This is a genomic window from Rhodoferax sp. RT5P35, from assembly GCF_056521385.1.
Genome location: NZ_JBWMAX010000001.1, coordinates 19810 through 34769 on the forward strand (window position 1 = coordinate 19810; position 14960 = coordinate 34769).

Genomic DNA, 14960 nt, shown 5'->3' on the forward strand with positions numbered 1-14960 from the left:
AAAGGAGTACAGGACGGGGAGCACTAATTTTTCTGCTTTGCGCCCACGTGCAGCGTCTGCCGCTCGCCTGCCAAGGCCATCTGCCGCTCGCGTTCGCGAAAGCCCTGTTTTTGGGCTTCGGTGGTCTGGTCAGTACAGCGGTCGCAAGCCACACCGCGTTCGAACGCGGGGTCGGCCATGTCGGCTTCGGTCAGCGGGTGGCGGCAGGCGCGGCACAGTTCCAACCCACCCGGCACCAGGCCATGGCCCACCGAGACGCGCTCGTCAAACACAAAGCATTGGCCGCGCCACAGGCTGTCGGCCTCGGGCACGGTTTCCAGATATTTCAGTATGCCGCCTTCCAGGTGGTAGACCTCGTCAAAGCCCTGGGCGCGCAGGTAGGCGGTGGACTTTTCGCAGCGGATGCCGCCCGTGCAGAACATGGCGACCTTGGGCCTGCGCGGGGTATCGGCCAGCGGCTGGCCCTCAGCGCGGGCCTGCTCGACCCACTGGGGCAGTTCGGCGAAGCTGCGGGTGCGGGGATTAAGCGCACCTTCAAATGTGCCGATGGCCACCTCGTAGTCGTTGCGCGTGTCCACCACCACCACGTCGGGGTCGCTGATCAACGCATTCCAGTCGGCAGGCTGTACGTACTGTCCGGCCAGTTGGGTCGGGTCCACGCCCGGCACACCCAGAGTGACGATTTCGCGCTTGAGCCGCACTTTCATGCGGTAGAACGGGTCGCTGCGGGCGGTGGCCTCTTTGTGCTGCAACTGCGCCAGCCGCGGGTCGCTGCGCAGCCAGGCCAGCACCGCGCGCACACCGTCTGGCGGCCCGGCGATGGTGCCGTTGATGCCCTCGGTCGCCAGCAGCACCATGCCCTTGACTCCGTGCGCCTCGCAGCAGGCCAGCAGAGGGGACTGCAGAGCGGTGTAGTCGGGCAGGGCGACGAATTGGTAGAAGGCGGCGGTCAGGAAATCGGACATGCAGGCACTGGACAAGGCAGGGGCGGCAGTTTAGTGCACGGCAGTGCGCGGGTGCTCGGCAAAGAAGCGCCACATTTCGGCCGAGGCATCCGGACCCTGCGGATCGGTGTAGCTGCCTTTGGCGCTGCCGCCCGACCAGGCGTGGCCTGCACCGTGCAGGTTCCAGTTTTCGGCGATGCTGCCGCGGCCCGCGGTCTGGTAGGTGGTGCGGGTGTAGCGTTGGCCTAGGGGCGCGGTGCCTTGGGTGACTTTGGCGGAGGTGGTGGCCTGGCCGATGGCGGTTTGCAGCACGGCTTCGGCGTTGTGCGGATGGACGGTTTTATCGGCATCGCCATGGAAGACGATGGTGGGCAGGCGCGATTGGGCACCGGCCACGCTGCGGCCATTTTTCATAACCGACAGGGCGGTGATCACATTGCTGGCCACGCCGCAGGCCAGGCCGGAATGCACGCCCACGGCGGCAAACATGTCGGGGTGGGTGTGGCCCAGGATGCTGGCCATGGCACCGCCTGCGGACAGGCCGGCCACATAGACGCGGGCCGGGTCGATGGCGCGCAACTGGGTGACTTCGTGGACCAGGGAGGCCAGCCAGGCGGCTTCGCCGGTGTCGCGCTGCTGGTCGGCGGGGGTGAACCAGTTCCAACAGCGCTGCGGGTTGGCGCTGGCGTTTTGCGCAGGGTAGACCACCACAAAGCCGTGCTCCAGCGCCAGCGCATTCATGCCGGTGCCCGCGGCGAAGTCGTCGGGGTTCTGGGTGCAGCCGTGCAGCATCAGCACCAGGGGCAAGGGCTTTGCGGGCTCAGCAATGGCATGCGGCGGGGTGTAGAGTTTGTAGCTGCGGGTGGTGCCTGCGTGGGTGAAGCTGGCTTCGGTAAATTCGCCGGGGCCGTCATTGGAGGCGGGTTCCACCGGGGTGTGCAAAGGGCGCACGGGTTCTGATACCGGTTGTGGCATCGACCGAGCCACTACGTCGATGGTGTCGCTGGCGGCTTTCCATGGTGATTTTGCAGCAGGTGCGGGCGGCGAGGCCACGCGGCCAAGGGCTTCCTGGATCGCACGGGTGGCCTCCTGCAGGCTGCCATGGCGGGTAAGCCGGGTGGCTTCCTGGAAGAGTTTTTTGAAAATAGCGCTCATGGATTCTTTCGGGGGATTAGATACAACGGTGGGCCAGGGCGGCTTTGACTTCGGGACTGGCTTGCAAGGAGCCCAGCACCTCCAGGGTGTCGATGGTGGCCAGGGCTAGCTCGGGCGGCACGTCGTGGGCAATGCTGGCCAGGCCCAGTACGCGGACCTGTAATTTTTGGTTCGCGGCCTGCACGGCTAGCAGGTCGGCTTGGCTGAAGTGCTGCAGGCCCAGCACCAGCATCTTGCGGGCTACTACCTGTTTGACGGCATCGGAATGCTGCGACAACTGGTTGCGGATGGCCGTGCGGATGAAGTCTGTGCGGTTGGCGTAAAAGCTCTCGGCCACCAGCAAGTCAATGTGGCCCAGGTCCACAAAACCGAGGTTGATGGTGATTTTTTCGGAGTCCAGCACTTTGGGCTTGGCGACAGTGGAGGGCGTTAAGGAGATGGCTTTGGAGGACATGCCTGTAGTCTAAACCATCCTGTTGGATGGTATTGGGATGTTTATTTAAATACCGCTTTGGCTACAGGGGTACCTGTAATTTATAAAAAATAGGCCGATAGCGCAGATTAAGCCTGCGCTAGTAGCTATTTAAATAGGAGCAAGAAGGTCAGGGACCTTTTTTGGCATCGCTGCGGCGGCGTTTTTCGCTTTGGTGCTCGGCGACCAGCGAGACGCTGCCGTCGGCGTTTTGCCGCTCCAGCCGCACGTTGAAGCCCCACAGCGTGCCCATGTGCTTGAGCACGGTGGGGCAGGAGTCGCCCAGTGGGCGGCGCTGGTGGGCAAAGTGGCGCAGGGTCAGCGAGCGGTCGCCGCGCAGGTCCACGTTCCAGACCTGGATATTGGGCTCGCGGTTGCCCAGGTCGTACTGCTCGGACAACTGCTGGCGCAGGGCCCGGAAACCGCTGTCGTCGTGGATGCTCTGGATGCCCAGGGTTTTGCGGGCATCGTCGTCTAGCACCGAGAAAAAGCGGAACTCGCGCATCAGCTTGGGCGACAGGTACTGGGCGATAAAGCTTTCATCTTTGAAGTTGTGCATCGCAAAGTCAAAGGTCTTGCGCCACTCGGAGCCTGCGATGTCGGGGAACCAGGCGCGGTCTTCATCGGTGGGCGCTTCGCAGATGCGGCGGATGTCTCGCCACATCGCAAAGCCCAGCGCGTAGGGGTTGATGCCGGAAAAATGCGGGCTGTTGTAGGGCGGCTGGTAGACCACGTTGGTGTGCGACTGCAAAAATTCCAGCATGAAGCCGTCACCCAGACGGCCTTCATCAAACAAGGTGTTCAGCAGGGTGTAGTGCCAGTAGGTGGCCCAGCCTTCGTTCATCACCTGGGTCTGGCGCTGAGGGTAGAAGTACTGGCCGATCTTGCGCACGATGCGCACCACCTCGCGCTGCCAGGGGTCGAGCAGGGGGGCGTTTTTTTCCACAAAGTACAGCAGGTTTTCTTCGGGCTCCAGCGGGAAGCGTTTTTCTTCGCGGGTTTCTTCGGCCTCGGCGCGCGGGGGCAGGGTGCGCCACAGGTCGTTGACTTGGGCTTGCAGGTACTCGGCACGTTCTTTGAGGCGGGTGGTTTCTTTCTCTAGCGACAGGCGGGGTGAGCGTTTGTAGCGGTCTACGCCCAGGTTGCTCAGGGCGTGGCAGGCATCCAGCAGCTGCTCTACCGCCTCGACGCCATGGCGCTCTTCGCACTGGGCGATGTACTTGCGGGCAAACACCAGGTAGTCGACGATGGCATCGGCGCTGGTCCACTGCTTGAACAGGTGGTTGCCCTTGAAGAACGAGTTGTGGCCGTAAGCCGCGTGGGCGATCACCAGCGCCTGCATGGGCAAGGTGTTTTCGTCCATCAGGTAGGCGATGCAGGGGTCGGAGTTGATGACGATCTCGTAGGCCAGGCCCATCTGGCCGCGCTTGTAGCGGTTCTCTGTCGCCAAGAAGTGTTTGCCAAACGACCAGTGGTGGTAGTAGACCGGCATGCCGATGGAGGCGTAGGCGTCCATCATCTGCTCGGCGCTGATGACTTCGAGCAGGTGCGGGTAGCCGTCCAGCCCGTAGCGTGCCGCCACCTCGCCGATAGCCAGGTCGTACTCTTCAATGGCCTCGAAGGTCCACTCGGAGCCGGTAGGTAAGAGTTTGGGCTTTGTCATGGGTCAGGCCCGGCGTTTGAAGAGTTCGCGGAACACGGGGTAAATGTCGGCCACGGTGGCGATGCGCTGCATGGCGAAGCTGCCTTGCTGGGCGGCGGCCAGCTTCTGGTATTCCTCCCACAGGTTTTGCGGCGGGCCGTCTGTAATTTCGATGTAGGCAAAAAACTGGGTCAGCGGCAGGATGGATTCCTCCAGCAAGGCCTTGCAGCGGGGCGAGTCGTCGTGCCAGTTGTCGCCGTCCGAGGCCTGCGCGCCGTAGATGTTCCAGGCATTGCTGGGGTATCGGGCTTTGATGATCTCGTGCATGAGTTTGAGCGCACTCGACACCACCGTACCGCCGGACTCGCGCGAGGTGAAAAAGTCGTCTTCGTCCACCTCGGTGGCCACCGTGTGGTGGCGGATGAACACCACCTCTATGCGCTCGTAGTTGCGCGTTAAAAACAGATACAGCAGCATGAAAAAACGCTTGGCCACGTTCTTGCGGCCCTCGTCCATCGAGCCCGACACGTCCAGCAGGCAGAACATCACCGCCTGGGTGGTCGGCTGGGGCACGCGCACGCGGTTGTTGTAGCGCAGATCAAAGGTGTCCACAAAGGGCACGGCCTCGATCTTGGCGCGCAGTTTGGCGATGTCGCGCCGGGCCTGTTCCACCTCGGGGTCATCCTCGGCGCGGGTGCTCAGCAGCTCCATCAGTTCGGCCTCCAGCGCCCGGATCTGCGCCGCGTACGGCCCGCCGATGGCAATGCGCCGCAGGGCTGCGCCGCGCATGGTGCGGCTGAGGTTGATGTTGGTGGGCACCCCGGTTTGCACAAAGCCTGCGCGGATGCGGCGGTACTGCTCGATGCGGGCCAGCTGCAGCTTGACCAGATTGGGCAGGGCCAGCTCGTCGAAAAAAATGTCCAGAAACTCGTCGCGGGTGAGGGTGAAGACGAACTCGTCCAGCCCCTCGCCGTCCTGGCTGGCCTGGCCCTTGCCGCTGCCTTTGCCGCCGCCGCTGGGCGGGCGCTCCACCTGGTCGCCACGCAAGAAGCGGTCGTTGCCGGGGCGCACCGTTTCCCAGACTCCGCCTTTGCCGTGCTCAAACTGGGGCTCGCCGATGTCACGGCCCGAAATGCCGATTTTCTCGCCGTTGTCCAGATCCTTGAGGCCGCGCTTGTTGACCGCATCGGACACGGCCTTACGGATCTGGCCTTTGAAGCGCTGGATGAAGCGGCTTCGGTTGACCGAGCTTTTGTGCTTGCTGTCAAACCTACGGTCTACGATGCGCACAGTCATAAACTCTCCAAATGGTAGGCGGCAGTTATGAAGACTTACGGACCCGCAAATACCATTCGCACAGCAGCCGCACCTGCTTCTCGGTGTAGCCCTTGGTGATCATGCGGTTCACAAAATCTTGGTGCTTCTTCTGCTCTTCGCCGCTGCCCTTGGTGTTGAACGAGATCACCGGCAGCAGCTCTTCGGTGTTGGAGAACATCTTCTTCTCGATGACAGCGCGCAGTTTTTCGTAGGATGTCCACAGCGGGTTGTGGCCGTCTTGGCGGGCGCGGGCGCGCAGCACAAAGTTGACCACCTCATTGCGGAAATCCTTGGGGTTGCTGATGCCCGCGGGCTTTTCGATCTTTTCCAGTTCGTCGTTCAGCGCGCTGCGGTCCAGCATTTCGCCGGTGTTGGGGTCGCGGTATTCCTGGTCCTGGATCCAGAAATCGGCATAGACCACGTAGCGGTCAAAGATGTTCTGGCCGTACTCGGAATAGCTCTCCAGATACGAGGTCTGGATTTCCTTGCCGATGAATTCGGCGTAGCGCGGCGACAAAAATTCCTTGATGTAGCGCAGGTACTTTTCTTCCACCTCCGGCAGGTACTGCTCTTGCTCTATCTGCTGCTCCAGCACGTACATCAGGTGCACCGGGTTGGCAGCCACCTCGCGGTGGTCGAAGTTGAACACGCGCGACAAAATCTTGAACGCGAAGCGCGTGGACAGGCCCGTCATGCCCTCGTCTACCCCGGCAAAGTCGCGGTACTCCTGGTAGCTCTTGGCCTTGGGGTCGGTGTCTTTGAGGTTCTCGCCGTCGTAGACCCGCATCTTCGAGAAGCTGCTGCTGTTCTCGGGTTCTTTGAGGCGCGACAGCACCGAGAACTGGGCCAGCATGCGCAGCGTGTCGGGGGCGCAGGGCGCTTTCACCAGCGACGAGTTTTCCACCAGCTTTTCGTAGATGTGGATTTCGTCCGACACGCGCAGCGAGTACGGTACCTTGACGATGTAGATGCGGTCCAGGAAGGCCTCGTTGTTGCGGTTGTTCCGGAAAGCCTGCCATTCGGCTTCGTTCGAGTGCGCCAGGATCAGCCCGTCAAACGGAATTGCGCCAAAGCCCTCGGTGCCCTTGTAGTTGCCTTCTTGGGTGGCGGTGAGCAGCGGGTGCAAGACCTTGATGGGGGCCTTGAACATTTCCACAAACTCCAGAATGCCCCGGTTCGACAGGCACAGCCCGCCCGAATACGAATACGCATCGGGGTCGTCCTGCGAATAGGTCTCTAACTTGCGGATGTCGATCTTGCCCACCAGGGCCGAGATGTCCTGGTTGTTTTCGTCGCCGGGTTCGGTCTTGGACACGGCAATTTGCGACAGCACCGAGGGGCGTAGCTTCACCACCCGGAACTGGGTAATGTCGCCGCCAAACTCCTGCAGGCGCTTCACCGCCCAGGGGCTCATGATGGTGCCCAGGTAGCGGCGCGGTATTCTGTAGTCGGACTCCAGCAGATCGGCATCCTCGCTGGGGTTGAACAGGCCCAGCGGCGACTCGTGCACCGGCGAGCCCTTGATCGCGTAGAACGGCACTTTCTCGATCAGCGCCTTCAGCTTCTCGGCCAGCGACGACTTACCGCCGCCCACCGGGCCCAGCAGATACAGAATTTGTTTCTTTTCCTCCAGCCCCTGGGCCGCGTGGCGGAAGTAGGCGACGATGTGCTCGATCACCTCCTCCATGCCATACAGGTCTTTGAAGCTGGGGTAGACCTTGAGCACCTTGTTGGCAAAGATGCGCGACAGGCGCGGATCGGTGCGGGTGTCGACCAGTGCGGGCTCGCCGATGGCCATCAGCATGCGCTCGGCCACGCTAGCGTAGGCCGAAGGGTCCCGTTTGCACAACTCCAGGTAGTCTTGAACCGACATCTCCTCTTCCTGGGCCTCGGTAAATCGGCTTTGGTAGCGGGTGAAAATGGTCATGGCATTCTCCTAGGTGTTGTGCTGTTAGCGGTTGTATGGGTCGTATGGGTCAGAGTCGCAAGGCTCGTGGGAAGTTCTTTTGTTTGTGCTTGAAGACTTACGCAGCGGGCTACACAAGTCTTGGTATTTTTAAATCAGCCTGGAAATCATCATAGAGCCTTAGCTCCAACGCGTGTGCAGTAGGGGCACTGGTTTAGTGCAGTATCTCCAACAGCCGGTCCAGCCCGCCAGTGTTGATAGCTACCATCGCCTGGGCCCGCACCGCCGGTTTGGCGTGGTACGCCACCGACAGACCTGCGACCCCCATCATGGGCAGATCGTTGGCACCGTCGCCCATGGCGATGGCCTGGTGCGGGCCAATGCCCATCTGGGTGCAGGTTTCCAGCAGCATCTTGCGTTTTTCATCGCCGTCGCAAATGTCGCCCCATGGTTGGTCGATCATGCGGCCGGTGAGCACGCCATCCATCACTTCCAGGTGGTTGGAGCGGGTGGCATCTATGTGCAATAAGTCACGAATCCGGTCGGTAAAAAATGTAAAGCCGCCGCTTACTAACAACACTTGCATGCCCGCCGCCTTGCAGGCTGCGACCAAAGCTGCAGCGCCGGGGTTGAGTTGCAGGCGCTGGGTGTAGACCTGCTCCATGCTGGCCACGCTTACGCCCTTGAGCAGGGCTACGCGCTGGCGCAGGCTGTCCTTGTAGTCGGTAATTTCGCCGCGCATGGCGGCTTCGGTGATGGCCGACACCTCGGCCTTGCGGCCTGCGGCATCGGCTATTTCGTCCACGCATTCGATGTTGATCAGGGTCGAATCCATGTCGAATGCAATCAGTTTGAAGTCGGCCAGGCGCAGCGGTGGGGTGATAACTTGGATAACGAGGCCGGGGGAAATTTCTTGCGGTGAGGGCATGGCAAATACGGTTGAGAAGATGCCGTATTTTGCTTGAGCTTATTTGGAGGCTGGGGTCAGCGTGGCCAGGTAAGCCACCAGGTCTTCACGGTCGCGGGCGGCCTCCAGTTTGAAGTCCATGCCCTGGCCGGGAATCAGCGCCTCGGGGTCTTGCAGCCAGGCCAACAGGTTGGAACGGGTCCACACCAGCTTGCTGTGGCGTAGCGCGGGCGAATAGTCAAAGCCCGGTACGCTGCCCGCCTTGCGGCCCACCACGCCCATGTGCATGGGGCCGGTGAGGTTGTAATCCACGCTATGGCAGGCGGTGCAATGCGCGGCGTACAGTGCCTGGCCATGCGCTACCGACTGGGCGCTGGCCGGTGCGGCGGCCCACAGGGCGAGTAAGAAGAAGGATAGGCGTGGCAGGGCGTGGGCTCCAGAATAGGTGTGCATACAGTCAAAGTAAATAAAGGGCTGCGCTATTGCAGCCAGGCCCATGTTTACGCAGCATCGCACTAGGTAGATGTAAATCCCTACTGGCATACTGGGTTATTAGGGTCTGAATCCAAAGCTTCCCAGGCCCCGTATTCCCTGCATTGGAATCTGTATCTGGATATGTCTGACAATCCGGTCCATGAGCCTATCCACATCTGCCTACTCTCTCAACCCGGACACCGAACTTATGGAACTGCTGGACCGAGTCGCCCAACGCGACGCAGCCGCCCTCAAAGCCCTGTACGAGCACACCTCGTCCAAGCTGTACGGGCTGGCGGTGCGCGTGGTGGGCAACCGGGAATGGGCCGAAGACGTGCTGCAAGAGGCCTTCATGACCATCTGGCGCGCCGCAGGCGACTACCGCGCCACCCTCAGCCCGCCCATGGCCTGGCTGGGGCTGATCGTGCGCAGCCGGGGATTGGACTTTTTGCGCCGCCGCACCGCCGACCGCAGTGGCGTGACGCAAGAACTCGACGAAGTCATGGCCGAGACGCTTGAGGGCGACAGCCCCAACCCCATGGATACCACCCATGCCAGCCAGCAGGCCTGGGCGCTGCACCAGTGCATGGCCCGGCTGGAAAATCGCCAGCGCGAGGTGGTCAGCCTGGCCTATCTGCGCGACCTGAGCCACGGCGAGCTGGCCGAGCAGCTCAAGCTACCGCTGGGCACCGTAAAGACCTGGATCCGCCGCGGGTTGGAGCAACTGCGTACCTGTATGGCGCGTTTTGCGTAAGGGCTTGGCCATGAACCTGACCCAACACCCTGAACTGCTAGACAAACTGGCCGCCAGCTACGCCCTGGGCACGCTGCGCAGTGGTGCCCGCCGCCGCTTCGAAACCCTGGCCCGCGAACAGGCTCCGGTGCGCGCTGCGGCCCTCATCTGGCAGGCCCGCATCGGCAGCGTGGCCGAACTGCAAACCCAGATCCTGCCTGAGCCGGTGGTGTGGACGCGCATTGACAACCTGGTGCAGGCCGATGTGCAGCGCCAGGCCATGCGCGATGCGCATGCCGCCCCAGCCGCAGCCGTTGGCTGGTTCCGCAACCTGTTCGTCTGGCGCGGTGCGGCGGTTGCCGGTGTGGCGGCGGCGGTGATGGCCCTGGTGGTGGGAGTGGACCAGCGCGCGCAGCTGGGCACCCAGATCGCCAGCCTGCAGACCCAATTGCAGGCGGCACCGCAGATCAAATACGTGGCCGTGCTGGCCGACGGCAAGGCCGACCCTTCGATGCTGGTGACCTTCGATGCCCGCAACAACAAGCTGCTGCTGCAGCGCGTGAGCGGCTACCAGGAAGCCAGCGACAAGTCGCTGCAGCTCTGGGCTCTGCCACCCAATGGCGGGCCACGTTCCCTAGGTGTGCTGGGGGCGGACAAGTTGCTGCGCCTGACCGCAGGTGAAGGCGACGTCCAAGCAGTCCCCACCCTGGCCATCACCCTGGAGCCCAAGGGCGGCGTGCCAATGGGCTCTGGGCCGACCGGGCCAGTGCTGTTCAAGGGCGCTTTGATCCAGAAGATGCTGTAGCAGGCCTAATTTCAGGCATAAAAAAGGTCTTTAGCGTATATAAAATATACGTAAAGTGCTCCTGTTTTCTTTGTCAAAAACAGGAGCATTGGCTCAGCAGCAGCACCCCACACGCCCCTTGCCCCCGTACCGCGCTTCCTGCCGCTCACGGAAAAAGGCCTCATAGCCCATCACCGGTTGGTCCGGGTGCTGGCTGCGCTGGTGGGCGACGTAGATGTCGTAGTTGGGCACGCCGACCATCAGGCGGGCGGTCTGGCCCAGGTAGCTTCCCAAGTTCTGGCCAAGGTTAGCGATTTCCTTAAGCATTGGCGCGGCGGCCTCGGCCGGGCATGGGGATAGGTTTCTTGGGCGTGGGCACACCGGTTTCGCGGGTCGTGGGCTGGCTGGCGCGGCGGGCGGCCAGGCAGGCGCGGATGCCGTAGAACAGGATGCTGACCACCACCACCATGAAGAAGGCGCACAGCGTCGCATCGATGTAGTCGTTGACGATCACGCGGTGCATGTCCTCCATGGCCTTGGCGGGAGCCAGCAGCTTGCCCTGGTCCAGCGCGTCGCGGTACTTGGCGGCGTGGGCCAGGAAGCCGATTTTCGGGTTGGCATCGAACAGCTTTTGCCAACCGGCAGTCATGGTGCAAATCAGCAGCCAGGTAGCGGGCAGCAGGCTCACCCAGGCGTAGCGCTCGCGCTTCATCTTGAACAGCACCACGGTGCCCAGAATCAGCGCCACGCTGGCCAGCATCTGGTTGGAGATGCCAAACAGCGGCCACAGGGTGTTGATGCCGCCCAGCGGATCCACCACGCCCTGGTACAAAAAGTAGCCCCAGGCGGCTACGCACAGGCCGGTGGCCAGGCCGCTGCTGATCCAGGAGTCGGTCTTTTTGAGCGAGGGCACGAAGGTGCCCAGCAGGTCTTGCAGCATGAAGCGGCCTGCACGGGTGCCCGCGTCCACCGCGGTCAGTATGAACAGGGCTTCAAACAAAATCGCAAAGTGGTACCAGAAGCCCATCATGGCCTTGCCGCCCACCATGTGCGAGAAGATCTGCGCCATACCCACGGCCAGGGTGGGTGCGCCACCGGCCCGCGAGATGATGGTGGTTTCGCCCACGTCCTTGGCGGTTTGCAGCAGCATCTCGGGCGTGACCACAAAGCCCCACTGCGAGATGACCTGCGCGGCGCTTTCGGCCGTGGGGCCGAGCACGGCCAGCGGGCTGTTCATCGCAAAGTACACACCGGGCTCGATGATGGACGCGGCCACCAGGGCCATGATGGCCACAAAGGATTCCATCAGCATCGCGCCGTAGCCGATGAAGCGGGCCTGGGCCTCATTTTCCAGCAGCTTGGGCGTGGTGCCCGACGCGATGAGTGCGTGAAAGCCCGACACCGCACCGCAGGCGATGGTGATGAACAAAAACGGAAACAGGCTGCCTGCCCACACCGGGCCGCTGCCGTCTACAAAGCGTGTGATGGCCGGCATCTTCAGGTCGGGGGCAATCACCACGATGCCGATGGCCAGCGCCAGAATTGCGCCGATTTTCAAGAAGGTGGACAGATAGTCGCGCGGGGCCAGCAGCAGCCACACCGGCAGCACCGAGGCGATGAAGCCGTAGGCAATCAAAATCCAGGTGAGCTGCTTGCCGTCAAAGGTGAACATGGGAGCCCATTCGGGGCTGGCCGCCACCTGGCCGCCGCCCACGATAGACGCAATCAACAGCACAAAGCCAATTACCGAGACTTCGCCAATCTTGCCGGGCCGCATAAAGCGGGTGTACACGCCCATGAACAACGCCAGCGGGATGGTGGCCGCCACGGTGAAGGTGCCCCAGGGGCTGTCGGCCAGCGCCTTGACCACGATCAGCGCCAGCACCGCCAGGATGATCACCATGATCATGAAGGTGCCAAACAAGGCGATGACGCCCGGGATCGGCCCGAGCTCGGACTTGATCAAATCGCCCAGCGAGCGGCCGTCGCGCCGGGTGGAGATGAACAGCACCAGAAAGTCCTGTACCGCCCCGGCAAATACCACGCCCGCCAGAATCCACAGCAGGCCGGGCAGATAGCCCATTTGTGCCGCCAGCACCGGGCCCACCAACGGGCCGGCTCCGGCAATCGCCGCAAAGTGGTGGCCAAACAGCACGTATTTGTTGGTGGGCACGTAATCCAGCCCGTCGTTGAGCCGTACCGCCGGGGTAGGGCGGTCGGGGTCCAGCTGGAGCACCGTGTCGGCAATGAACAGGCTGTAGTAGCGGTAGGCGATCAGGTAGACCGCAATGGCCGTGGCCACCACCCACAGGGCGTTGACGGTCTCGCCTCGGTGCAGTGCAATGGTGGCCAGCGCCCCCGCGCCCCCCAGGGCTACCAGCGCCCACAGGGCGTGGTTGGTCCAGCTTCTCGGTTGAGTTTGCATGCTCTTGTCTCGTTGTGAAAATCGAAGACTTGAGTATTCTTGCCGCGACATGCTTTGGCATCGGTGCTAGTGCGGAGCGCCGCTCTGTGTGAATACGTAAGCGTTTTCCCTAGAGTCGGGCCGTCTACCATCGGTGCTCAAACCGAAAGGATGGCAATGCGTTTACGGTGGAAAGTGCTGCTGCTGGCCGCCGTGCCGCTGCTGCTGGCGATGGTGGCGGTGGCCTGGACGGTGCGCCAGCAGTCCGACCAACTGGCCCAGGCGCAGATTGCAGCGGTGCAGCCCATCCTGCTGCAGGCCCGCAAGGACGAGCTGGCGCATTTTGTGCGCGTCGGCCTGCGTGCCATTGCCTATTTGGTGGAGCAAAAGGGCGATGTGGCGGCGGCCCAAAATGAAGCCCTGGCGCTGTTGCGGCGCATGGACTTTGACGAAGACAGCTATTTCTTTGTTTACGACCAAAACGGCAACAGCCTGATGCACCCGCGCCTGCCGCAGCTGGAGGGCCGCAGCCAGTGGGAGCTGCGCGATGCCACGGGCGGCCTGACCATCCAGCAGCTGGTGGCCCGGGCCCAGGGTGGGGGCGGTTTTGTGGACTACCCCTGGAACCGGCCCTCTACCCACCGCGTGGAGCGCAAGCTGGGCTATGTGGAATTCATCCCTGCCTGGGGCTGGGTGGTGGGTACCGGCCTGTATCTGGACCATCTGCAGGAAACCGAGGCGCTGATCACCAGCTCCACCGCGGCGGCCATTGTGCAAACCCGCAACCAGATCCTTTTAATCGCACTGGCCGCGCTGCTGCTGGTGGCAGGTGGCGGATTTGCCCTGAATTTGGTCGAGCAGCGTGCTGCCGATGCCCGGCTGCGCGCCATGGCCCAGAAGGTGGTGCTGTCGCAAGAGGCCGAGCGCTCCCGCGTCTCGCGCGAGCTGCACGACGGCATTAGCCAGTGGCTGGTGTCGGTAAAGTTTGTCTTCGAGTCTGCCCTGGTGCAGGTGCAGCGCGGAGGCGGGGATGCATCGGCCACGCTGCGCAGCGGGCTGGACCTTATGCAGGGCGTGATGCGCGATGTGCGCCGCATCTCGCACGACCTGCGCCCCACGCTGCTGGACGATGTAGGCCTGGCCGGTGCCGTGGCCCAGATCGCCCGCGAATTTGGCGAGCGCACCGGCATCACGGTGGATGCGCGGGTGGATGGTTTGCCCCACACCTTGTTTTTGCCAGATGCCGTGGCCACCGCCGTGTTCCGGGTGCTGCAAGAGGCGCTGGGCAATGTGGAAAAGCACGCCCAGGCCCGCCACGTAGCCCTGCACCTGCGGCACGACGCTGCGGGCTTGCGCCTGGAGCTGCACGACGATGGCCGCGGCTTTGACGTGCAGGCCAGCCAGCGCCAGGTGCGCGAGGGCCTGGGCCTGACCCACATGCGCGAGCGCATTGCCACCTTGGGCGGGCAGTTCAGCCTGCAGTCAGAGCCCGGTGCTACCGTGTTGACCGCCTACTTGCCCCCGGAAGCCCTGAAATCGTGACCCCCTCCACCACCCGCGCCCCCATCAAGCTGCTGATCGTGGACGACCACCCCATCGTGCTGCACAGCCTGGTCAGCCTGCTCACCACCTACGGCCCACCGGTGCAGGTGGTGGCCCAGGCCCGCAGCGCCGAAGAAGCCTTGGTGCTGGCCGAGCAGAGCCAGCCCGACATCGTGCTCACCGACCTGCGCATGCAGCCCACCAGCGGCATCGCCTTGATCGAGCGCCTAAGCGCGCGCCAGCCGGGCATCCGCTACGTGGTGTTCACGGCCTCCACGCAAGAAGAGCACATGCTGCAGGCCTTTGATGCGGGTGCGGCCGGCTTTGTGGTCAAGGAGTCGGAGGTGGAGGTGATTGTCAAGGCCATCGAGGCGGTAATGGGCGGCTCCACCCATTACCCCGCCGGGCTGATGCGCGCCCTGGAGCGTCGCCAGCAGCAGCCCAGCCTGACCGCCCGCGAGACCGAGGTGCTGGCCCTGGTGGCCCAGGGCTTGACCAGCAAAGAGATTGCCCGCTTTCTGGGCATCGACTTTCGCACGGTGGATGCCCACCGCGCCAATATCCGCCAGCGCTTCCATTTGGAGAGCAGCGCGGCGCTGCTGCGGTTTGCGATGGAGGCCAGCAGAAATTAAGCTGTTTGCTTCCAAATTAATAGCTATAGGCGTAGGTAATATATGCGC

The 14960-nt window shown here is 62.7% G+C and carries 14 protein-coding genes; 4 read left to right on the forward strand and 10 right to left on the reverse strand.

All coding sequences use genetic code 11. From position 1 onward, the window contains the following. Window positions 1-23: 23 nt before the first annotated feature. The 8 genes from trhO to AC097L_RS00120 form a co-directional block, all read right to left on the reverse strand. A complete protein-coding gene (gene trhO, locus AC097L_RS00085; protein WP_479584072.1) occupies window positions 24-965 on the reverse strand; it encodes an oxygen-dependent tRNA uridine(34) hydroxylase TrhO in 942 nt (313 codons plus the stop codon). A 30-nt stretch (window positions 966-995) separates the two neighbouring features. Next, window positions 996-2099: an extracellular catalytic domain type 1 short-chain-length polyhydroxyalkanoate depolymerase gene (locus AC097L_RS00090; protein WP_479584073.1), complete on the reverse strand. Its 1104-nt coding sequence runs from the start codon at window positions 2097-2099 to the stop codon at window positions 996-998. A gap of 16 nt (window positions 2100-2115) precedes the next feature. Then, complete coding sequence (locus tag AC097L_RS00095) at window positions 2116-2553, reverse strand: CopG family transcriptional regulator (protein WP_479584074.1); 438 nt, start codon at window positions 2551-2553, stop codon at window positions 2116-2118. 148 nt (window positions 2554-2701) lie between these two features. After that, window positions 2702-4234, reverse strand: a complete 1533-nt coding sequence (locus tag AC097L_RS00100) for a SpoVR family protein (protein ID WP_479584075.1) — start codon at window positions 4232-4234, stop codon at window positions 2702-2704. Between the two features lie 3 nt (window positions 4235-4237). Further along, window positions 4238-5509, reverse strand: coding sequence for a YeaH/YhbH family protein (locus AC097L_RS00105; protein WP_479584076.1), 1272 nt, complete (start codon window positions 5507-5509; stop codon window positions 4238-4240). A 25-nt stretch (window positions 5510-5534) separates the two neighbouring features. Continuing rightward, window positions 5535-7457, reverse strand: coding sequence for a PrkA family serine protein kinase (locus tag AC097L_RS00110; protein ID WP_479584077.1), 1923 nt, complete (start codon window positions 7455-7457; stop codon window positions 5535-5537). A 193-nt stretch (window positions 7458-7650) separates the two neighbouring features. Next, window positions 7651-8364: a phosphoserine phosphatase SerB gene (serB, locus tag AC097L_RS00115; protein WP_479584078.1), complete on the reverse strand. Its 714-nt coding sequence runs from the start codon at window positions 8362-8364 to the stop codon at window positions 7651-7653. Window positions 8365-8403: 39 nt separating this feature from the next. Then, a complete protein-coding gene (locus tag AC097L_RS00120; protein ID WP_479584079.1) occupies window positions 8404-8796 on the reverse strand; it encodes a c-type cytochrome in 393 nt (130 codons plus the stop codon). 181 nt (window positions 8797-8977) lie between these two features. Between AC097L_RS00120 and AC097L_RS00125 the strand changes: the two genes are divergently transcribed. Together AC097L_RS00125 and AC097L_RS00130 are read left to right on the forward strand one after the other, a co-directional pair. After that, complete coding sequence (locus AC097L_RS00125) at window positions 8978-9571, forward strand: RNA polymerase sigma factor (RefSeq protein WP_479584080.1); 594 nt, start codon at window positions 8978-8980, stop codon at window positions 9569-9571. 10 nt (window positions 9572-9581) lie between these two features. Then, window positions 9582-10355, forward strand: a complete 774-nt coding sequence (locus tag AC097L_RS00130; protein ID WP_479584081.1) for an anti-sigma factor — start codon at window positions 9582-9584, stop codon at window positions 10353-10355. A 93-nt stretch (window positions 10356-10448) separates the two neighbouring features. Here AC097L_RS00130 and AC097L_RS00135 read toward each other — a convergent pair whose 3' ends face one another. After that, on the reverse strand, window positions 10449-10661 hold the full coding sequence (locus AC097L_RS00135; RefSeq protein WP_479584082.1) for a YbdD/YjiX family protein: 213 nt from the start codon (window positions 10659-10661) through the stop codon (window positions 10449-10451). Then, on the reverse strand, window positions 10654-12759 hold the full coding sequence (locus AC097L_RS00140; RefSeq protein ID WP_479584083.1) for a carbon starvation CstA family protein: 2106 nt from the start codon (window positions 12757-12759) through the stop codon (window positions 10654-10656). Before AC097L_RS00140 ends, AC097L_RS00135 begins: the two co-directional genes overlap by 8 nt. 156 nt (window positions 12760-12915) lie before the next feature. Between AC097L_RS00140 and AC097L_RS00145 the strand changes: the two genes are divergently transcribed. Beyond that, window positions 12916-14280, forward strand: a complete 1365-nt coding sequence (locus AC097L_RS00145; RefSeq protein ID WP_479584084.1) for a cache domain-containing protein — start codon at window positions 12916-12918, stop codon at window positions 14278-14280. Continuing rightward, entirely contained in the window at window positions 14277-14912 is a 636-nt protein-coding gene (locus AC097L_RS00150) for a response regulator transcription factor (protein ID WP_479584085.1), read from the forward strand. The genes AC097L_RS00145 and AC097L_RS00150 overlap by 4 nt, the downstream gene beginning before the upstream one ends. Window positions 14913-14960: the final 48 nt, after the last annotated feature.

What these genes read in the sequence shown, in the direction of transcription:
- AC097L_RS00090 (WP_479584073.1), bottom strand. Translation starts at nt 2,099, where the DNA reads ATGAGCGCTATTTTCAAAAAACTCTTCCAGGAAGCCACCCGGCTTACC.
- AC097L_RS00095 (WP_479584074.1), bottom strand. Translation starts at nt 2,553, where the DNA reads ATGTCCTCCAAAGCCATCTCCTTAACGCCCTCCACTGTCGCCAAGCCC.
- AC097L_RS00120 (WP_479584079.1), bottom strand. Translation starts at nt 8,796, where the DNA reads ATGCACACCTATTCTGGAGCCCACGCCCTGCCACGCCTATCCTTCTTC.
- AC097L_RS00135 (WP_479584082.1), bottom strand. Translation starts at nt 10,661, where the DNA reads ATGCTTAAGGAAATCGCTAACCTTGGCCAGAACTTGGGAAGCTACCTG.
- AC097L_RS00110 (WP_479584077.1), bottom strand. Translation starts at nt 7,457, where the DNA reads ATGACCATTTTCACCCGCTACCAAAGCCGATTTACCGAGGCCCAGGAA.
- AC097L_RS00125 (WP_479584080.1), top strand. Translation starts at nt 8,978, where the DNA reads ATGAGCCTATCCACATCTGCCTACTCTCTCAACCCGGACACCGAACTT.
- AC097L_RS00145 (WP_479584084.1), top strand. Translation starts at nt 12,916, where the DNA reads ATGCGTTTACGGTGGAAAGTGCTGCTGCTGGCCGCCGTGCCGCTGCTG.
- serB (WP_479584078.1), bottom strand. Translation starts at nt 8,364, where the DNA reads ATGCCCTCACCGCAAGAAATTTCCCCCGGCCTCGTTATCCAAGTTATC.
- trhO (WP_479584072.1), bottom strand. Translation starts at nt 965, where the DNA reads ATGTCCGATTTCCTGACCGCCGCCTTCTACCAATTCGTCGCCCTGCCC.
- AC097L_RS00130 (WP_479584081.1), top strand. Translation starts at nt 9,582, where the DNA reads ATGAACCTGACCCAACACCCTGAACTGCTAGACAAACTGGCCGCCAGC.
- AC097L_RS00140 (WP_479584083.1), bottom strand. Translation starts at nt 12,759, where the DNA reads ATGCAAACTCAACCGAGAAGCTGGACCAACCACGCCCTGTGGGCGCTG.
- AC097L_RS00100 (WP_479584075.1), bottom strand. Translation starts at nt 4,234, where the DNA reads ATGACAAAGCCCAAACTCTTACCTACCGGCTCCGAGTGGACCTTCGAG.
- AC097L_RS00105 (WP_479584076.1), bottom strand. Translation starts at nt 5,509, where the DNA reads ATGACTGTGCGCATCGTAGACCGTAGGTTTGACAGCAAGCACAAAAGC.